General features: G+C 44.5%; 19 protein-coding genes. 12 read left to right on the forward strand and 7 right to left on the reverse strand.

Annotated elements, in window-relative coordinates; all coding sequences use genetic code 11:
• Window positions 1-145 precede the first annotated feature (145 nt).
• Window positions 146-481, forward strand: coding sequence for a hypothetical protein (locus tag H7708_RS10995; RefSeq protein WP_223670831.1), 336 nt, complete (start codon window positions 146-148; stop codon window positions 479-481).
• Between the two features lie 97 nt (window positions 482-578).
• Here the strand turns inward: H7708_RS10995 and rplI are convergent, their stop codons facing one another.
• From rplI to rpsF, 3 genes are read right to left on the reverse strand one after another with little or no spacing between them, the layout of a single operon-like run.
• The gene (gene rplI / locus H7708_RS11000; protein ID WP_223670832.1) at window positions 579-1043 is read right to left on the reverse strand and encodes a 50S ribosomal protein L9; all 465 of its coding nucleotides are present in this window, start codon (window positions 1041-1043) and stop codon (window positions 579-581) included.
• 24 nt (window positions 1044-1067) lie between these two features.
• Complete coding sequence (gene rpsR / locus H7708_RS11005; protein WP_223670833.1) at window positions 1068-1295, reverse strand: 30S ribosomal protein S18; 228 nt, start codon at window positions 1293-1295, stop codon at window positions 1068-1070.
• Window positions 1296-1309: 14 nt separating this feature from the next.
• Window positions 1310-1705: a 30S ribosomal protein S6 gene (rpsF, locus tag H7708_RS11010; RefSeq protein ID WP_223670834.1), complete on the reverse strand. Its 396-nt coding sequence runs from the start codon at window positions 1703-1705 to the stop codon at window positions 1310-1312.
• Window positions 1706-1907: 202 nt separating this feature from the next.
• Here rpsF and H7708_RS11015 point away from each other — a divergent pair, with 202 nt between their 5' ends.
• The 6 genes from H7708_RS11015 (at window position 1908) to thrC (ending at window position 8708) form a co-directional block, all read left to right on the forward strand.
• Window positions 1908-2387 (forward strand): hypothetical protein, encoded by a 480-nt coding sequence (locus H7708_RS11015; protein WP_223670835.1) that lies wholly within the window; start codon window positions 1908-1910, stop codon window positions 2385-2387.
• A complete protein-coding gene (locus H7708_RS11020; protein WP_223670836.1) occupies window positions 2380-3342 on the forward strand; it encodes a hypothetical protein in 963 nt (320 codons plus the stop codon). The genes H7708_RS11015 and H7708_RS11020 overlap by 8 nt, the downstream gene beginning before the upstream one ends.
• Window positions 3342-3821 (forward strand): pilin, encoded by a 480-nt coding sequence (locus H7708_RS11025; protein ID WP_223670837.1) that lies wholly within the window; start codon window positions 3342-3344, stop codon window positions 3819-3821. Before H7708_RS11020 ends, H7708_RS11025 begins: the two co-directional genes overlap by 1 nt.
• 212 nt (window positions 3822-4033) lie before the next feature.
• The gene (gene thrA / locus H7708_RS11030) at window positions 4034-6478 is read left to right on the forward strand and encodes a bifunctional aspartate kinase/homoserine dehydrogenase I (protein WP_223670838.1); all 2445 of its coding nucleotides are present in this window, start codon (window positions 4034-4036) and stop codon (window positions 6476-6478) included.
• On the forward strand, window positions 6475-7446 hold the full coding sequence (thrB, locus tag H7708_RS11035) for a homoserine kinase (protein WP_223670839.1): 972 nt from the start codon (window positions 6475-6477) through the stop codon (window positions 7444-7446). The genes thrA and thrB overlap by 4 nt, the downstream gene beginning before the upstream one ends.
• Window positions 7434-8708 (forward strand): threonine synthase, encoded by a 1275-nt coding sequence (gene thrC, locus H7708_RS11040; protein WP_223670840.1) that lies wholly within the window; start codon window positions 7434-7436, stop codon window positions 8706-8708. Before thrB ends, thrC begins: the two co-directional genes overlap by 13 nt.
• Here thrC and asnC read toward each other — a convergent pair whose 3' ends face one another.
• Window positions 8709-9176 carry a transcriptional regulator AsnC gene (gene asnC / locus H7708_RS11045; RefSeq protein WP_223670841.1) on the reverse strand — a complete coding sequence of 156 codons (468 nt, stop codon included), beginning with the start codon at window positions 9174-9176 and terminating at the stop codon, window positions 8709-8711.
• A gap of 154 nt (window positions 9177-9330) precedes the next feature.
• Here asnC and asnA point away from each other — a divergent pair, with 154 nt between their 5' ends.
• A complete protein-coding gene (asnA, locus tag H7708_RS11050; RefSeq protein ID WP_223670842.1) occupies window positions 9331-10323 on the forward strand; it encodes an aspartate--ammonia ligase in 993 nt (330 codons plus the stop codon).
• A gap of 45 nt (window positions 10324-10368) precedes the next feature.
• Here asnA and H7708_RS11055 read toward each other — a convergent pair whose 3' ends face one another.
• Complete coding sequence (locus H7708_RS11055) at window positions 10369-11073, reverse strand: hypothetical protein (protein ID WP_223670843.1); 705 nt, start codon at window positions 11071-11073, stop codon at window positions 10369-10371.
• 125 nt (window positions 11074-11198) lie between these two features.
• Between H7708_RS11055 and H7708_RS11060 the strand changes: the two genes are divergently transcribed.
• Genes H7708_RS11060 through H7708_RS11075 form a run of 4 tightly spaced genes read left to right on the forward strand, consistent with a single transcriptional unit; the run spans window position 11199 to window position 14800 of the window.
• Window positions 11199-12416 (forward strand): Nramp family divalent metal transporter, encoded by a 1218-nt coding sequence (locus H7708_RS11060; protein WP_223670844.1) that lies wholly within the window; start codon window positions 11199-11201, stop codon window positions 12414-12416.
• Between the two features lie 13 nt (window positions 12417-12429).
• The gene (pxpA, locus tag H7708_RS11065) at window positions 12430-13185 is read left to right on the forward strand and encodes a 5-oxoprolinase subunit PxpA (protein ID WP_223670845.1); all 756 of its coding nucleotides are present in this window, start codon (window positions 12430-12432) and stop codon (window positions 13183-13185) included.
• Window positions 13186-13866 (forward strand): 5-oxoprolinase subunit PxpB, encoded by a 681-nt coding sequence (gene pxpB, locus H7708_RS11070; protein WP_223670846.1) that lies wholly within the window; start codon window positions 13186-13188, stop codon window positions 13864-13866.
• Complete coding sequence (locus H7708_RS11075) at window positions 13856-14800, forward strand: 5-oxoprolinase subunit C family protein (RefSeq protein WP_223670847.1); 945 nt, start codon at window positions 13856-13858, stop codon at window positions 14798-14800. Before pxpB ends, H7708_RS11075 begins: the two co-directional genes overlap by 11 nt.
• A 2-nt stretch (window positions 14801-14802) precedes the next feature.
• Here the strand turns inward: H7708_RS11075 and rlmB are convergent, their stop codons facing one another.
• Together rlmB and rnr are read right to left on the reverse strand one after the other, a co-directional pair.
• The gene (gene rlmB, locus H7708_RS11080) at window positions 14803-15543 is read right to left on the reverse strand and encodes a 23S rRNA (guanosine(2251)-2'-O)-methyltransferase RlmB (protein ID WP_223670848.1); all 741 of its coding nucleotides are present in this window, start codon (window positions 15541-15543) and stop codon (window positions 14803-14805) included.
• A 31-nt stretch (window positions 15544-15574) separates the two neighbouring features.
• Entirely contained in the window at window positions 15575-17944 is a 2370-nt protein-coding gene (gene rnr, locus H7708_RS11085; protein WP_223670849.1) for a ribonuclease R, read from the reverse strand.
• Between the last annotated feature and the right edge of the window lie 106 nt (window positions 17945-18050).

Raw genomic sequence — 18050 nt, forward strand, 5'->3', positions numbered from 1 at the left:
CGCTTTCTGTAATGTGCTTGACGGCCTGAATTTTAAATTCTTCGGTATATCGCTTGGATGACATTTCATTCTCCTCTTTAGCTTCATTGTATAGCTAAAAAGTGTCTAGGAATATCGGGGCGATTCAGATGGCGTAGCAACTTTTATGTATTATGAGCTTGTAAGCTATTCATTTAGCGTTACTCCTCAAACAAATAGTAAGTCACATAAAAAAACAGTGGATAATCTCAATACTATCCTTGGGGCGTTAAAGCCAGAAGCAAAAGAAGGGAGGGTTCTAGCCATGCATTACCTTGGTAGAACTTACTTTGCTTTATGGGACTACCCTAAGGCCTTTGCATGGTTTACAGTAGCAGCAAAAAAGGGGCATGCTCCTTCTGGAGTCTATCAAAAAATGACACTTCAGTTTGTCGAGAAAGAGGAACTATTCGAACAGTCTATAAAAGAGCTAAACAAGGTTATAGAGTTCACTGGAAATTAGTAGATAAAGCAGGCTTGAGCTGTAAACGAATATACTACTCCCAGAGTCAAAAAGGCACCCGAAGGTGCCTTTTTCTTAACGCTTTTAGCTTAACTGATTAAGCTTGAGCTTCGTCGAATTCACCAACAACAACAACTTTGATGCTAGCTTCAACTTCTGGGTGTAAATGTACTTCGAAAGTATATTCGCCCGTTTGACGGATAGCGCCTTCTGGCATACGAACTTCTTTCTTCTCTAATTCAACACCTTGCTCAACTACCGCTTCAGCGATGTCAGCTGTACCAACTGAACCGAAAAGCTTACCTTCGTCACCAGCGTTAGCAGCGATAGTAACTTCTAGACCAGCCAGTTTATCAGCGCGCTCTTGAGCTGCTTTAAGAACTTCAGCAGCTTTCGCTTCTAGCTCAGCACGACGCTCTTCGAAGTGCTTGATATTTTCTTTTGTCGCAGGGACTGCTTTACCGTTAGGGATAAGGAAGTTACGACCATAGCCAGCAGCTACAGTTACAGTATCACCTAAATCACCAAGGTTGCGACGTTTTTCAAGTAAAATGACGTTCATCGTTATACCCTCTCAAAATGCCGCTTATTCGTGGCTATCAGTGTATGGCAAAAGAGCCAAGAAGCGTGCACGCTTTACAGCGCCAGCTAGTTGACGTTGGTATTTTGCGCTCGTACCGGTAATACGGCTAGGAACAATTTTACCAGTTTCAGTGATGTAGTTTTTCAGTGTAGCAATATCTTTATAATCGATCTCAGTTACACCTTCAGCCGAGAAACGGCAGAACTTACGACGACGGTTAAAACGTGCCATGATATGTCTCCTTATTACTCAGCCGCAGCTTCAGTTGATTCTTCTTTCTTAGCCTCTTCTTTCGCTGGCTTTTCGTCACGAGTAGGTTTCTCGTCTTTCTTAGCCATTGGAGAAGCTTCCGTGACAGCTTCCTTACGACGCATGATCATATTACGTAGAACAGCATCGTTATAACGGAAAGTGTCTTCTAATTCTTCGATAGTTTCACCAGTCGCCTCAACGTTCATAAGTACGTAGTGCGCTTTGTGAAGCTTATTGATTGGGTATGCAAGCTGACGACGGCCCCAGTCTTCTAGACGGTGAACTGTACCAGCAGCATCAGTGATCATCTTGCTGTAACGCTCGATCATGCCTGGAACTTGGTCAGACTGATCCGGGTGCACCAAGAATACGATTTCGTAGTGTCTCATTTAAAGTCTCCTTTCGGTTTCCAGTCACCTATGGCTAAGGAACCATAAGCAACAAGGAGTAAACCTGATTGTAAAAAGCTTGGCCACAACGACCAAGGGCGCGTATTTTAAGGGCTTTCGGCCCGATGATCAAGCCAATTTGACCTTCCGGTCTCTCCTGTATTAATATTTCTGCCACAGGAAAAGGAAAAACGATAAGATATTGGATCCTCTATTTAAACGCCACCGCCGTAATTTCGGTAAAAATCTGTTTAAAAACAACTGGTTAGCTTTAGAGCTAATTGCCGTGCTATGCCTCATCTGTTTGTTATTGGTCAGTTTTCTGCAAGTTATCCCACAGTATTTCTATAAAACCTCGGCGACAGAGCCTCTGTCACAATACCCCATCAACGCTCGAGTCAGGCAACAAGAACATTATGCCTGGCATGGGGCTTTTGATGAAAAGCCTCCCAGCGCATCGATATCCAAAAGTACTGTCGGTGAAACGGTAATGCTCTCAGGGGGCAGCACGACAAGCATCACCACCAAGAGCTATAAACAGCTGCCCGAAACAAGTTACCAGATCGAGCTGATACCAATATCCGGTTCGCTCATCATGCCTCAGTGCACCAGCACGGAAACCGAACACCGTTATTTACTACCTTACATCTGCAAACTACAAAACCAACACTTCTATGAATAATCACTTATTTTATCTACGCCAACTGTCCCATTTACTGGGCAAGGGAACCGAAACAGGGGAGGCGCTGGAGCAAATCACCCAGCAAACAGTATCCTGGCAGCCCGTTCTACAACATTATCAGCAGTCGCAAGACTTACTGGCTTCGCTGGAGCAATTAAACGATAGCGACATGTCGAGCTTCATCGAAAACCTCAAAGCTGGGCGTGAACTTGGCCTCAACGACAGAGACCTTTTGCTCCATATCGAATCATCAACCTCGTCCAGTCTACAAATCAACACTATTATCAAAGCCCGCTTAGTACGTTCGCTCGGTTATGCCGCACTGGTTGCAGGTATCGCCCTTATCGTGCTGGCAATTTTCTACCTGTACGTCCTGCCAGTTTATCAAACCGTTATTTACGACCAGATGACGCAGTCGAAGTCCTTAATGGCTCACATAGATGCTCTGACCTTTAATTCCTGGCGCTCGCTGTACATTTATTTACCGCCAGTTATCATTATCGTCATTTTCGCGAGCATAGCCTTTACGCCGACTAAAGCCCTTCCTCAGAGTCGCCTGCTATCTTTTATTCCAATGATGAAAGGTTTACCCAGACACAGTGCAAGAGTGGCTTTAATCCATCAACTTAATGATTTTTATGTTTTTTTATCTCGCGACAAAGACACATTTAAACAACAGCTGAACTCAAATTTTTTCACCTCACAATCTCGCTGGGACTTCACTCAGTTATTTAGCGCAAAAGAACGTGAAACCATTATGGCGTTGCATCAGTTAGATACTTTCCATCAGGAGTCCGGAAACTTAGTGACTCAAGTTGAAAGTGATGCCATAGAAAGTATTTCCAGCCAAACCAATATTCTGGCAGTCATTTTCCATATTGCCATTATTATTATCGTTGCCCAGATCGTGATGTCGATCTATCAACCCATCTTCCAACTAGGAGCAGGATTCTAATGACAAAAAATAATCACGGCTTTACCCTTATCGAACTTATGATCGTTGTCGCTATTATTGGTATTTTAGCGGCCATCGCCCTGCCCGCTTATCAGGATTACACTGTTCGCGCCAAAATTGCGGAAAGCATCAGTCTCGCCAGCGAAATACAAGGTTCAGTAAAAGAATATTATAAATACCACACCAAGTTCCCCAGCGATAACCATGAAGCCGGTGTACCGAAAGCTAAACACTTAATGGGTAATTACGTCAGTTCAATCCAAGTCGAGCAAGGCGCTATTCATGTCACTTTGGGTAACAAGGTTAATGCCCCGGTAAAAGGGAAGATATTATCTCTTCGCCCTATCTATGTAGAAGCAAGCCCAACGAGCCCAATTTCATGGGTCTGTGGTGGAGACGCTCCACCTGAAGGAATGCTTGCATCTGGTGAAGATAAAACAAATATTGAACCAAAATATTTACCTGCGAGCTGTCGTTAATAACTTATTGACAGCAATATCTAATCAAGATAATCTCAAGCTCATGAATAATTTTTACACAACAACCACGACCACAACGATTTTCCTGACGGAGGTCGCTGGCTAGTTATTGTGTGAAGAAAGTACAGAACGCTTAAGCCCGAGGCCTCAAAACCTCGGGCTTTTTTTTGCTTTAAATTTATCAACCATAAACCAATAAACAGGAAAACGTTATGAAAGTACTAAAATTCGGTGGTTCCTCGCTGGCGGACAGCGCAGGGTTTCGCAATGTTGCTCAGATTATTACTGCCCAGGCGACCCGCAGTATTATCACAGTATCAGCAACTGCGACCACCACCGATACGTTACACCTGTTTATCGAAACAGCAGACAAAGCCGAAGCACATCAGTTATTGTCTGCACTTTTTGAGAGACATCAACAACTTGTCGATGCGTTAGATCTTAACGACAGCGGACAGTTATTGATGCAGTTCAACCAGCTGCAGCAACAGCTTCAACAACACTGGCAAGCTCGTCACAGTTCATCTTTGTTGGATCCGCACCGGCTTAGCGAGATTCTCTCCGCAGGTGAACTCTTAAGTTCTTATATATTATATGCGCTGCTGAAAAGCATGGGCTATGCCAGTCATTGGCTGGACAGTCGAGAAGTTATACATGCGAGCGGGCCAGTCCTCGAGTCACAGGCTGATCTTATCGCCAGTCAGGAAGCGTGGAACTCTCTACAGCTACCCTCTAATGTCCATTACATCATTGTCCCTGGCTTTATGGCATCGGATAACGCTCAAGCAACCTGCTTGCTAGGCCGAAATGGTTCAGATTATTCGGCGGCTATATTTGCAAACTTAAGTCATGCCGATAGCTTGGAAATATGGACTGATGTTTCAGGAATTTATAGTGCTGACCCCAGGAAAATATCCCAGGCTCAGTTGATTAAAAGCATTTCTTACCGTGAAGCGATGGAGTTAGCACATCATGGCACGGGCGTTATTCACCCCAAAACCATAGGCCCTGTTCGCCAAAAAGGCATTCCATTAATAGTAAAGAACAGCTTCCAACCCAATGACGCAGGAACGGTTATTACTCCCAGCTGCTCCAATCCAGCTAAGGTAAAAGCAATATCGAGTCAGAGTCGAATGAGCTTAGTCAGTATCAGCGGCAGTTACCTCTGTGATACTTCTGGTGCTGCTGAGCGAATCTTTGGTTGCCTGGCACAACAGCATATCTCCATCATACTCATCAGCCAGTCATCTTCAGAGTACAGCGTTTGCTTTGCTATCCGTCAGCAAGATGAACAAATCGCCAAAGCGGCCCTTAAGGCAGAGTTTTCCAGCGAACTGCAACAGCAAGTGCTTGATCCAATTGATATCAGATCGCACCGCTCCATTTTGACCGTGGTTGGTAAAGGACTGATTGACGAGAAAGGCATTTCCTCTAAGTTTTTAAGCGCTATCTCTGCTGGCGGAGCAAATATCGAAGCCATTGCGCAAGGTTCTTCGGAGCTTTCGATCTCAGCAGTAATAAAAGACCAGCATTTATCTTCTGCTTATCGCAGAGTCTACGCTGAGTTTTTTGATCGCAAACGTCAGGTTGACCTGTTCATTCTCGGTTGTGGTAACGTTGGCACTGAGCTTATCCGGCAAGTACAGTCGCAACAGGACTACCTTCATAACAAAGGTATTCGTGCGAATGTTCGCTTAATTGCCAACTCAAAATACTATTGTGATGATGAGCAGCTGGAACAACAGGACTGGCGTCCACTACTCGAACAAAGTCACCAGACTCTTAGCAATAAACAACTTCAGGGACTTATTGAGTCAGGCCATTACGTCAACCCAACCATTGTCGACTGCACTTGTTCAGAAGAAGTCAGCGCTAATTATGCCGACTATCTCGATATGGGGTTCAACTTAGTGACGGCCAACAAAAAAGCTAACTCCAGCGATATGGCAACATACCGTCGTATCCGCCAATCTGCTTCACGCCGATTCCGCCACTTTTTTTACGAAACTAACGTTGGTGCCGGACTCCCTATTCTGAAAACACTGGACTCACTTCTATGTTCAGGTGATACAGTGCAAAATATTTCAGGGATACTATCAGGCTCACTCTCCTATATTTTAGGACTGGTTGAAGATGGTCTGCCAATGTCACAGGCTGTTGCTCAGGCAAAAGAGCAAGGTTTTACCGAACCGGACCCACGGGACGATTTGAGTGGTATGGATGTCGCCAGAAAGATTTTAATTTTAGCCCGCGAGTTAGGTGCTGAATTAGAGCTATCCGACATTCGCTTAAACTCGTTATTACCAAATGAGTTTGACTCGAGTGGTTCAGTTGCAGACTTTATGCAGTCCTTACCGCAAACGGATGCTTATTTTGAAGAACTATTCGCCAAAGCAAAATCACAACATGCCACATTAAAATATGTTGCGAGTTTTGAAGATGGGCAATTAAGCGTAGGATTACAGCAAGTATCGGAAACCGAACCGTTATACCCGATTAAAGGTGGCGAAAATGCTATTGCCGTTTATAGCGAATACTATTCTCCAATCCCTTTTGTGATTAAGGGTTATGGTGCTGGCGCATCGGTTACGGCCTCCGGTATTTTTTCAAACATACTGCAAACCTTACCGCATCGCGAACAGGAGTTAGCGTCATGAGCATCAAGATTTTTGCACCAGCATCCATCGGTAATTTTTCTGTGGGCTATGATCTTCTGGGAGCAGCTATTAGACCAATAGATGGCTCGCTGTTAGGAGATGTTGTAGCAGTTAAAGCTAGTGATAATTATGAGCTGATAACGGATGGGCGCTTTGCATCACAGCTACCAGGCCATCCTGACGACAATATTATTCATCACTGCCATGAACTTTTTCAACAACAACTTTCTGAAAAAGCTATGCAAACACAACCAGTATTAATCACACTGTCTAAGAACTTACCGGTAGGCAGTGGCCTGGGGTCGAGTAGCAGTTCGATTGTTGCTGCTTTCGTCGCGTTAAACCAGTGGTACGATTGTCCATTCTCGGAGCAGGAGCTGTTACTTATGATGGGGCAAATGGAAGCACAAATTAGCGGCAGTCTGCACTATGACAATATAGCCCCGTGCTTCATCGGTGGTTTGCAGCTGATGACTAATGATAACCACATTTGCCAGTCACTACCTTGGTTCAATGATTGGTATATCGTTATTGCCAACCCGGGTATCAACATCCTGACCAAAGCAGCGCGGGATGCCATACCTAAAGCGATAAAACTTTCTAGAGCCACCGAGTATGCTCAAAACCTGGCAGGATTTGTTCAGGCACTATATCGTCAAGATAAAAGTAGCGTTGCTCACCACTTAAAAGATGTTATCGCCGAACCTTATCGTTACACACTGATGCCAAACTTTAAGCAACATAAAGCAAAGCTTCTCCGGATGGGTGCACATGCCATGGGTATTTCTGGTTCAGGCCCAACTATTTTTGCAGTTTGTTCGAATCGTGATATTGCAGATGAAGTTCATCACTACCTGCAAAAACACTACAACGAAAACGAATGCGCATTCAGTTACGTATGTAAACTTAGCGGACAGGGCGCACAACAGCTAAAAGAAGAATCAGAGGGCGTAGCATGTCATTCATAAATATTGCACAGCAAAAACAAATCGTTTCTTTTAAAGAAGCTGTACTCAACCCTATTGGCGACAATAAAGGGATTTATTTTCCCAGAGAAATAAAAAAGCTCGATAGTAATGTTTTTGCAAGTAAAGACTTCAATCACATTGCAGTAGAAACCTTGTACAACCTGACCTGTGGTGAAATTCCAAAAGTTCAGCTACAGCATATGGTTGGCCGTGCTTTTAATTTCCCATTGAGCGTTCACTCGTTAAATCCTCAACTCCACGTCTTAGAGCTTTTTCATGGCCCGACTTTGGCCTTTAAAGATTTTGGCGCCAGATTTTTAGCCGAATGTTTAGCCAGCTTTAATAAAAAGCAAGCGACTATCATCACTGCGACTTCCGGAGATACTGGAGCAGCAGTAGCCCATGCTTTTCATGGTAAGTCAGATATTGATGTCGTCATTCTCTATCCGAAAGGGAAAATATCGAAAGAACAGGAGCAACTGTTCTGTACTTTAGGCGATAATATTCATACGGTTAAAGTCGATGGTGACTTCGATGCATGTCAGAATCTGGTTAAACAGGCGTTTAATGATAATGACATCAAGCAAGCTCACAACCTTAACTCCGCCAACTCAATTAATGTGGCTCGCCTGGTGGCCCAGGTCTGTTATTACAATGCACTACCTGCGCTTCTGGACAAACCTATCGATAAGTTGGTCGTGCCCAGTGGAAATTTTGGTAACCTGACCGCGGCCATGATAGCCAAAGCCATGGGCGCTCCTATTGACCATTTAGTAGCAGCAACCAATATTAATGATACGGTACCCCGTTTCTTTATGGATAAGACTTGGCGCCCGAAAGAAACTCAACGTACTCTATCCAATGCCATGGATGTATCACAACCTAATAACTTTTCACGCATTCTCTATTGTTACCAGAAAAACTTAGAGACTCTGTTTGATGATATGAGCGCTATGAGTATAACCGATGAAGAAACTCAGGAAATTATAAAGCAACAAGCACAACAGGGTTATCAGGTTGACCCGCACACAGCTGTTGGCTTAAAGGCGATACAAGATCGCCAGCCGACTTTCGGATCAAATAATAATTTAGTCGTCTCCACAGCTCACCCGGCCAAGTTCGCTGATGTATTAGAAGATATTCTGCAACAACCAATGGAGCTTCCATCAGCAATAACCGAAGCTTTGCATAAACCAAACTTGTCGAAGCCATTGAGTAATGACTTTGATGATTTCAAAGACTATCTGTTAGCTATGAGTTAACTACACCAACAGGCCATCAATATCCCTGTAAATTGGATTTTGCAGGGATATTAACGTCTCCGTCGAGCGCACCTGTTCGATCGACTGCAGCTTATTGATAAGAATGTCCTGAAAATGATCAATGTCCGGTGCGATTACTTTGATCAAAACACTGTATTGCCCGGTGGTATAGTAAGCTTCAATAACTTCAGGGATCTCGATTAGCTGCTCTTTCACCGGATGATAGTCCTTGGCTGATTTAAGATAAACTCCAACAAAGCAGCACACATCATAGCCCAGCGCCTTGGGTTCGATTTTAACTTTAGTACCTTTGATGACTCCAGCCTGACGCATTTTCTCTATCCTGACATGAATGGTACCGGCACTCACTCCGACATTCTCTGCAATTTTGGCGTAAGGAGTACGAGCTTCCTGCAGTAAATGAGCCAATATCTTTTTATCCAAATTATCGATTTCATAATTTTTCATCTGCTAACCCACGCATTCTGAATACAATCTAAAACAACAAGCTGCAATTAGACAATATATAGCATGCAAAGCATTTTATTAAACAAATATTGACCAAAATGCCAAATAAATTATAAAAATACTAACAAGACAATAACTTCACCGAGACAGACTAATGAAAAAATTACCAAAAGAAGCCTTTATTCAAGATCAAAGGCTGATCCAGAGAACCAAATCTTTTTTTATGGATAAACTGAGCCAGGAGCTTTCACTGCTAGAAATTCAAGCCCCTATTTTGACCTATCAGGGGGATGGCGTTCAGGATGATCTTAACGGTATTGAGAAGCCGGTTGCGGTGCAAAGCCAGACGTTGAACAGATCTCTGGAAATCGTTCAGTCGCTGGCCAAATGGAAAAGACAGCTTTTAGCCAGAAGTGACTTTGACATTGATAGCGGTATCGTCACTCAAATGCGAGCCATTCGTCCCGACGAGGAATTCTTAAGCGAGCGGCACTCATTGTATGTTGATCAATGGGACTGGGAAAAAGTCATCGGTACAGAAGACCGCCATTTAGATTATTTAAAAGAAACGGTCGAAAAAATTTATAAAGCATTGCTCGAAACCGACCAAATCGTGGCTCATGCAACATTGCGCGACACCTTGCTACCACCAGAGATTACCTTTATTCACACCGAGGAGCTGCTCAAACGCTATCCCGAACTCACACCAAAACAGCGTGAACACGAAGCCTGTAAAGAGTACGGGGCTATTTTCCTGAGCGGTATTGGCGGAGAGCTAAGCGATGGCTCCATTCATGATGGACGCGCCCCCGACTATGACGACTGGAGTACCCCAACAGAAAGTGGTTGTTATGGTCTAAATGGCGACATTCTGCTGTGGAACCCAGCTTTGAAAGATGCTTTTGAAATTTCCTCCATGGGAATTCGGGTATCACCGGAAATAATGCAGCAGCAGCTTCAAATCCGTGGCTGTGAACATCGCTTAAACTATCTTTGGCATCAGCAGTTAATGGCAGGTCACCTACCACAAACCATCGGCGGTGGTATCGGTCAGTCACGACTATTAATGTTTATGCTACAGAAAGAGCACATAGGCCAAGTCCAGTTCAGCGTTTGGCCAGAAGAACTGGAAATTGAAGTATTATAATTAATGAAAAGAAGGCTCGTAGCAATACGAGCCTTCCAGAGGTATTTAGCCTTCGGAATCCGGGCGCTCTATATAAATATATACGTTATTTGATTCATCGTCATGATGAGATGAACTCAAGTAATCTTTGAATTGCTCATCCTCACGAAGCATTTGCGAGAATTCAAAGTAGGCTCCAATTCTTGCCCCCACTCCTTCCTGTAATGGCGTTACCGAGACTCGACAACTGCTCGTTTTACAGGTGACCTCATTCACACTCATTCTTGCCAACAGCTCAGAATCACTAATCACATCATTGAGGTCATCTTGCGTAGGGTAAGCCCACTCTTGGTTAACAGCTTCATTTTCAAAAAGCGCTATTCTTCTATTCTGATCTTCCTTTAACTCTTCAACAGTTTTTTCGCCCTTACTTTTCTTTGGCTTATCATTACTTGCGACTTCTTCAGGACTGTTGTCCACAGTAGTTCTGTCCTCTTCTAGGCTTGCTATTTTACTCTCGAGCTCCTGATTCTTTTTTTTCAAACTTTCGACAAGTGAACGTGACTGAAGTAATTTTTCATTCAGATCCTGAATAATGGTATCTGTCTCTGAATGGTTATCTGCCGGCTTAATCTCAACGACTTCAGCCACAGCACTTTGACCTTCAGATTGCTTAACCTCCGGCTTCTGAGGCTGGCCGCTATGATCAAACAAAAGATAAGCATTGCCTACAACTGAGGCGACTAATAGTGGGACGAGTAGTTTATTCATTTTAACTCCATGTTTTTCATATTTTTCGTCGGTAGTTATAGCGGATTAGTTATAACAAGGCAAATTATTGCGGGACTCAGCAATTATCTGTAACCTCATAACAAAACAGAACTAAAGTCCTTACTATGGCAAAATTTAAACTCTCCATTGGGCCTGCGGCATTAGTGGCAGCAGCCTTTATCGGTCCAGGAACTGTGACTATGGCAACCAAGGCCGGTGCAGGCTTTGGCTTCAGCCTGCTGTGGGCATTACTTTTTTCCATTATCGCGACCATGATATTAAAGGAAATGACCGCTCGGCTTGGCGTGGTTGGACAGAAGGGGCTTGGCGAAGCCATCCGCGAACTGATAAAAAATCCCATCATAAAAGCATTCTCAATCTTACTGGTCGTTAGTGCCATTATCATCGGTAATGCCGCCTATGAAGGAGGGAACATCGCCGGTGCAACATTAGGTATACAGGCAGTTTGGGATTATACCGAACTCGGTGGTTTCGATTTTACAGCCGTGATTATCGGGGTCGTTGCTTTTATTATTTTATGGACAGGCAGTTATCGGTTTATCGAAAAAGCCCTCATCGCTGTCGTTATTTTGATGAGCATTGCCTTTCTTGTAACTTTCTTTATGACGAAACCCGACTGGAGTGAATTATTTACAGGGTTATTCGTTCCATCGTTACCCGATGGTTCTACATTAACGGTTATCGCTTTAATCGGTACCACAGTGGTCCCTTACAATTTGTTCCTTCACTCCTCCAGCGCAAAAAAGAAGTGGAGTACTCCTGAAGAACTGCCGCAGGCAAGAAAAGATATTTACATTGCCATTCCCTTTGGCGGGTTAATTTCGATAGCCATCGTATCAACAGCGGCCAGCGCCTTTTTTGGCAGCCAGCTGGAAATCAGCAACGCCGCAGACATGGCAAAAAGCATCGAACCGGCCTTTGGTAACCTGGCCAAGTATATGATTGCTGTCGGGCTATTTGCTGCCGGTATATCCTCAGCGATTACTGCACCTCTTGCCTCAGCTTATGCCTTAACCGGCCTGTTAAATATTCCAGAAGACTTGAAATCATTTCAGTTCCGAGCTATCTGGATCATTATTTTAGTCATTGGCGTCACCGCGGCATCGTTAGGCCTAAAACCAATATCTGTGATTTGGTTTGCCCAGGTTGCTAATGGACTGTTACTACCTATCATTGTCATATTTTTATTATGGGCCATGAACCAGAGCTTTCTTGGAAACTATCGCAATAACTGGTGGAAAAACTTATTGGGCATGATCGTCGTGATGGTGTCGATCATTCTCGGTGGCAAGAGTCTACTTGCTGCATTCGAGTTGTTATAATCGGCACATGACTATGACGATTGATATTAACTGTGATCTTGGTGAAAGCACTGAACCTGAACAATGGGAGCGGGATGCTTTATTGATGCCTTATATTTCGTCTTGCAATATTGCTTGTGGCGGACACGCTGGTAATAAAAGAAGTATTGAGGTCTCTGTCAGAAATGCTTTTTCACACAGCCTTGCTATAGGTGCGCACCCTTCTTACCCAGATAAGGTAAATTTTGGTCGTCGCTCGATAGCGATCGATAATAAAAGCTTAAGGCAAACCATTTCGGAGCAAATATCACAGGTACTCGAAGCCTGTGAGTCACAACGGACCAGTCTTCGCCATGTCAAACCCCATGGCGCCTTATACAATGATGCTGCCAAAGATCTGGAACTGTCAACGTTAGTTGCAGAAGAAATCGCACAAATTTCTCCTGACATAAAGCTGATGGGGCTCGCCGAATCAGCAATGTATGAAGCGGCTCAAAAGGTTGGTATCGATTTTATTCACGAAGGCTTTATGGATCGAAACTACCAGACTGATAAAACTTTAATCCCTAGGACACAACAATATGCTTTGCATAACTCACTCGAAGATAGCCTCAACCAGGCCCTTAATTTTGCACTGAGTAAACCCATTAGTACACCAGATAACGTTGAATTAAAAATCATCGTCGATTCAATTTGTCTGCACGGCGATAATCCCAATGCATTATCGATAGCCAAACAACTGTACGAGAGATTACAAGAGCATGAGTTCAGGGTAAGGGCTCCAATTTAAATGTCACAGCCAGAGCTTTTCATTAACAGCGATAATTCGATTATTATAGAGTTTGATGATGCCATTAGTCTCAAACTGACGCGGTATATTCTCGGCGTAAAATTATCCATTGAAAAAGCCAAGCTCGAAGGTTTTGTAGAAGCAGTTCCGGCTTACGACAGTTTACTTATTCTATTTGATGCAGAAACTTTTCACCCGGAACGTCATTGGCAGCAACTCCATTCGATAGTCAAGACAGCACAACCCATTGATAACAGAGACAGTCAGCGCTATGTCATTCCAGTTTGCTATGATCTTGAAGTAGCACCAGATCTACCGTTTGTAGCTGACCATGCTGGGCTTACCACCGACGACGTAATTCAACTGCACAGTGAGCAGGATTATCCCGTTTACATGCTTGGCTTCCTTCCCGGCTTCCTCTATTTAGGCGAGCTGAAGAGTCAACTGCACTGCCCCAGGCGCTCAGCTCCCAGAGCAAAAATCGAAGCGGGCTCTGTTGCCATTGGCGGCAGTCAAACCGGGATATACCCAATCGATAGTCCAGGCGGGTGGCATATTATCGGCAAAACACCAATGAAAATGCTGGACGTTTCTGCCAGTAACCCCGCTATTGCCAAGCCTTTAGATATCATCACCTTTAAACCGATCGGCCTGGAGGAGTTTAAGCAATATGAGCATTAACGTCCTGAAAGCCGGTTTACAAACAACGATTCAAGATTCAGGCCGCGAAGGCTTCCGAGAATACGGTATAGCCAGCAATGGCGCACTCGATGAATACAGTCAGAGAATGGCCAATTGGCTGGTTGGGAAAAGTGCTGGAGAAACCACGTTAGAAATCACCCAGATTGGTCCAACGCTAGAGTTTGAAGCGGATATGACGATCGGCGTTACCGGTGCCAACTTTGAAATTCTGGTGAACGACCAACCTCAAACAACAAACAAAACGCTACAGCTTAAGGCTGGGGACGTTGTAAAATTCGGAAAACTTTACTCAGGAGCAAGAGCCTATCTGGCTTTTTCGGGTCAACTGACAACTGACACCATTATGGGTAGCCAATCGACAAACCTCTTGGCAGGTTTCGGCGGTAACCGGGGCTTGGCTCTAAAGGATGGCGACAGGCTAAACGTCGTTTCAGAAATATTCAATCAAACCCGCCAGATACCCGAAGCATTACAGCAGGAACATCATCATAACCTGCAGCAGCACCACTTAATTGTTCGCTTCACTCAAGGCAGAGAGTTTGACTTATTATCCGATGAAAGCAGAAACGTTTTCCTACAAACGAATTATCAGGTCAGCAGCTCAAGTAGCCGTATGGCTGTCACCTTAGAGGGTGAGAATCTCGCTTTGGGAGATGACCTCTCAATGACCACAGTCCCCATCGTTGCCGGAACCGTACAGCTCCCCTCTCATGGCCAGCCCATCATCACTTTAGCCGATGGACAAACGACCGGTGGCTATCCAAGAATAGGACAAGTGATTAGCGCCGACCTGAGTTTGCTTGCTCAGCTGAAACCGAACGACTCCGTATCTTTTTATCCGGCAACTATCGCGCAAGCGCACAAGGCACTTATGCAAAAGGAACAATATCTTAAAACGTTATTAACGGAATAAGGTTATTGATTTCTCTGCCTGACAGCTTCAAACAATGTGACACCAGTAGCAACCGAAACGTTCAAACTGGATACTTCACCCGCCATTGGAATCTTAATCAGAAAGTCACAGTTTTCTCGAGTTAGTCTTCTCATTCCATCGCCTTCTGCTCCCATGACGATGGCAAGCCCACCTTTCAAATTGGCTTGATAAATATCCTGTTCTGCTTCGCCTGCCGTGCCAGCAATCCAGACATTCCTTTCCTGCAATAACTTCATGGTTCGAACCAGGTTGGTCACTGGAATAAATGGAACAGACTCTGCCGCACCGCATGCCACTTTACGCACAACATCAGTAATGCTGGCAGCGTTATCTTTAGGAGCAATAACCATATGAACACCTGCCGCATCCGCACTTCGCAGGCAAGCTCCAAGGTTATGCGGGTCGGTCACACCATCCAGGATCAGAATAAAGGGGGCTTCTTCTAAAGCATCCAGCAGATCAGGAATATGCTTTTCATGATATTGCTTTTCTTTTAGCTGATGGCATTGAGCAATCACACCCTGGTGACGCTGCTGAGTCATTTCATCAAGCTCAACACGCTCTTTTTGTTCCACTGTAATATTCTTAGCTTGTGCGAGCTTTACTAATTTGTGGACACGCTGATCATGACGATTTCTCTGTACGTATAAACGTTGGACGCTATCGCTATTTCTTTTCAACAACACTTCAACGGCGTGAACACCATAAACTAATTCAGACATAATAACCTAGTATTTAAATATTAAGAGTGTATTAACGGCGGCTTTTCTTGCCGCTTTTACCGCGTTTTTTCTTACTGTTTTTAGCGCCTTTGCCTGCGCTGCCTTTCTTCCCTTTAAAGCCAGCCTTGTCACCTTTTTTGGCGACTGAACCCGAGCGCTTGGCTTTTTCAAATAATTTTTTTCGTTCAGAACCGCGAACTTTTTCACGCTTTACTTTGTCGCGCTCAAGCAATTCAAAGTCGATATTACGTTGTTCTAAATCAACTTGGCTTACCTTGATCTTAACGCGGTCACCGACTCTAAAGGTTTGGTGAGTTCGTTCACCGACAAGTCGCATTTTGGTTGCATCAAAGTGGTAATAATCATCACCAAGCTCGCTGATATGAACCAGACCCTCAACATACAGCTCGTCCAGCGCAATAAAAATACCGAAACTGGTAACTGACGATAGCGTCCCCCAGTATTCATCGCCCACTCGAGTCAGCATATATTCGCACTTCAACCAGTCGACAACATCTCGTGTAGCCAGATCGGCACGGCGCTCCGTCATCGAACTGTGCTCAGCGAGCTGAACTAATTCCTGTTCATTGTACTTGCGCCCACCTTCCGTTCCGATCAGCTCACTCGACTTCAGTAGTGCTTTTATAATGCGGTGTACCAGAAGATCGGGGTAACGACGAATAGGCGAAGTGAAGTGGGTATAAGAGTCAAACGCTAAACCAAAGTGCCCTTCATTTTCTGGAGTATAAACTGCCTGCATCATTGAGCGCAGCATCATGGTTTGTATTAACTCATAATCAGGTCGCTCCTTGATCGCATCATGTAATTCCCGGTAATGATTCGGCTCTGGTTTATCCCCCCCAAAAAGGAAAATTCCCAGCTCACCGAGAAAAGCTCTGAATTTTTCCAGGCGCTCTTCAGACGGGCCTTCGTGTACGCGGAAAATACCCGGCAATTTACTTTGTTCGATAAATTCTGCCGCAGCGACATTGGCGCAAATCATGCACTCTTCAATAATCTTATGAGCATCATTACGTTGACTCGCAACGATATCTTTAATCTTACGGTTTTCATCAAACACGATTTGAGTTTCAGTCGTCTCAAACTCGATTGCGCCACGTTTATTCTTTAGGGCCAGACGAGTTTTAAATAACTCATACAGTTCTTCCAATTCTGGCACACGCTCTGAGTACTCTTGACGTAACTTCTCATCACCATTCAATATGGCCCAGACTTTGTCATAAGTAAAACGAGCATGCGAATGCATCACCGCAGGATAAAACTGACTATCAATAACATTGCCGTCGGCATCCAGCTCCATTTCAGAAACCATGCACAAACGATCAACATCCGGGTTTAGCGAGCACAATCCATTGGATAGGATCTCAGGCAACATTGGCACCACATACTCAGGGAAATAAACCGAGTTACCTCGCTCAATAGCTTCCTTATCCAGAGCGCTTTCAGGTCGTACATAGTGACTGACATCGGCAATGGCTACCCACAACTTCCAGCCACCTTTTGCCTGCTTCTCACAATAAACAGCATCATCAAAATCGCGAGCATCAGCCCCGTCAATCGTCACCAATGGTAACTGGCGCAAATCAACACGCCCCTGCCAATCTTTATCCGTCACCTCTACTGGTAGGTCGGTTACTTCCGAATTAACCTCTTTCGGCCATTCATGCGGGATCTGATGGTTGCGGATAGCAATTTCGATTTCCATCCCTGCTGACAGGTGATCACCAAGCACTTCGGTGATGATGCCGTGAGCATGACGGTTCTTTTGGGGGCGCTGTGTAATCTCAGCAACCACAACCTGCCCCTTTTTCGCACCTAGAGTGTCATCAGAAGATATTATCAGGTCATGCAGAATCCTCGGATCTTCGGACGACACAAAAAGCATTCCGCTTTCTTCAAGCAAACGGCCTACGATGTGGCTTGTTGAACCATCGAGAATTTCGACAATAGCGCCTTCCGTTCGTCCTCTGCGATCAATATTTTTAACTCGAGCCAGTACCTTGTCACCATGAAAAACACTATGCATTTCACGCGGTGATAAATACCAGTCGTCTCCACCTTCTTCAAGCGCCAGGTACCCATAACCGTCGCGATGGGCTAACACTTTTCCTCGCTTTAAATCCGTAGCATCCACCAAACAATATCGCCCTTTACGATTACAGATTAGCTGGCCATCACGCTCCATGGCGTTAAGGCGCTTATGCAGTGCTCGTTTCTGCTCGGACTCTTCGATGCTTGATTTCTTTGCAATAGTATCAAATGATACCGGCTCACCAGCTTCTTCCAGCAACTGTAAGATAAATTGGCGGCTGGCAATGGGGTTGTCGTAGCGCTGAGCTTCGAGCTCAGCCTGTGGATCGTGCTTGGTCTTCTTCGGCATATATTCATCCTAATTTTTTATTATTGTATCGGTTATCACCCCCTGTCACCAAGCCTAATTAGAGAATAAGTCCTCTGACAGTAAAAAAGCGGCATAAACGCCGCTT

Source organism: Kangiella shandongensis (assembly GCF_020005365.1).
Lineage (GTDB): Bacteria > Pseudomonadota > Gammaproteobacteria > Enterobacterales > Kangiellaceae > Kangiella > Kangiella shandongensis.

Bases quoted from the DNA above. Each gene is read 5' to 3' on its own strand.
- thrB (WP_223670839.1), top strand. From the start codon at position 6,475: ATGAGCATCAAGATTTTTGCACCAGCATCCATCGGTAATTTTTCTGTG.
- pxpA (WP_223670845.1), top strand. From the start codon at position 12,430: ATGACGATTGATATTAACTGTGATCTTGGTGAAAGCACTGAACCTGAA.
- rnr (WP_223670849.1), bottom strand. From the start codon at position 17,944: ATGCCGAAGAAGACCAAGCACGATCCACAGGCTGAGCTCGAAGCTCAG.
- rpsR (WP_223670833.1), bottom strand. From the start codon at position 1,295: ATGGCACGTTTTAACCGTCGTCGTAAGTTCTGCCGTTTCTCGGCTGAA.
- H7708_RS11060 (WP_223670844.1), top strand. From the start codon at position 11,199: ATGGCAAAATTTAAACTCTCCATTGGGCCTGCGGCATTAGTGGCAGCA.
- rplI (WP_223670832.1), bottom strand. From the start codon at position 1,043: ATGAACGTCATTTTACTTGAAAAACGTCGCAACCTTGGTGATTTAGGT.
- asnA (WP_223670842.1), top strand. From the start codon at position 9,331: ATGAAAAAATTACCAAAAGAAGCCTTTATTCAAGATCAAAGGCTGATC.
- thrA (WP_223670838.1), top strand. From the start codon at position 4,034: ATGAAAGTACTAAAATTCGGTGGTTCCTCGCTGGCGGACAGCGCAGGG.
- rlmB (WP_223670848.1), bottom strand. From the start codon at position 15,543: ATGTCTGAATTAGTTTATGGTGTTCACGCCGTTGAAGTGTTGTTGAAA.
- H7708_RS11055 (WP_223670843.1), bottom strand. From the start codon at position 11,073: ATGAATAAACTACTCGTCCCACTATTAGTCGCCTCAGTTGTAGGCAAT.
- asnC (WP_223670841.1), bottom strand. From the start codon at position 9,176: ATGAAAAATTATGAAATCGATAATTTGGATAAAAAGATATTGGCTCAT.
- H7708_RS11075 (WP_223670847.1), top strand. From the start codon at position 13,856: ATGAGCATTAACGTCCTGAAAGCCGGTTTACAAACAACGATTCAAGAT.
- pxpB (WP_223670846.1), top strand. From the start codon at position 13,186: ATGTCACAGCCAGAGCTTTTCATTAACAGCGATAATTCGATTATTATA.
- rpsF (WP_223670834.1), bottom strand. From the start codon at position 1,705: ATGAGACACTACGAAATCGTATTCTTGGTGCACCCGGATCAGTCTGAC.
- H7708_RS11025 (WP_223670837.1), top strand. From the start codon at position 3,342: ATGACAAAAAATAATCACGGCTTTACCCTTATCGAACTTATGATCGTT.
- H7708_RS10995 (WP_223670831.1), top strand. From the start codon at position 146: ATGTATTATGAGCTTGTAAGCTATTCATTTAGCGTTACTCCTCAAACA.
- H7708_RS11020 (WP_223670836.1), top strand. From the start codon at position 2,380: ATGAATAATCACTTATTTTATCTACGCCAACTGTCCCATTTACTGGGC.
- thrC (WP_223670840.1), top strand. From the start codon at position 7,434: ATGTCATTCATAAATATTGCACAGCAAAAACAAATCGTTTCTTTTAAA.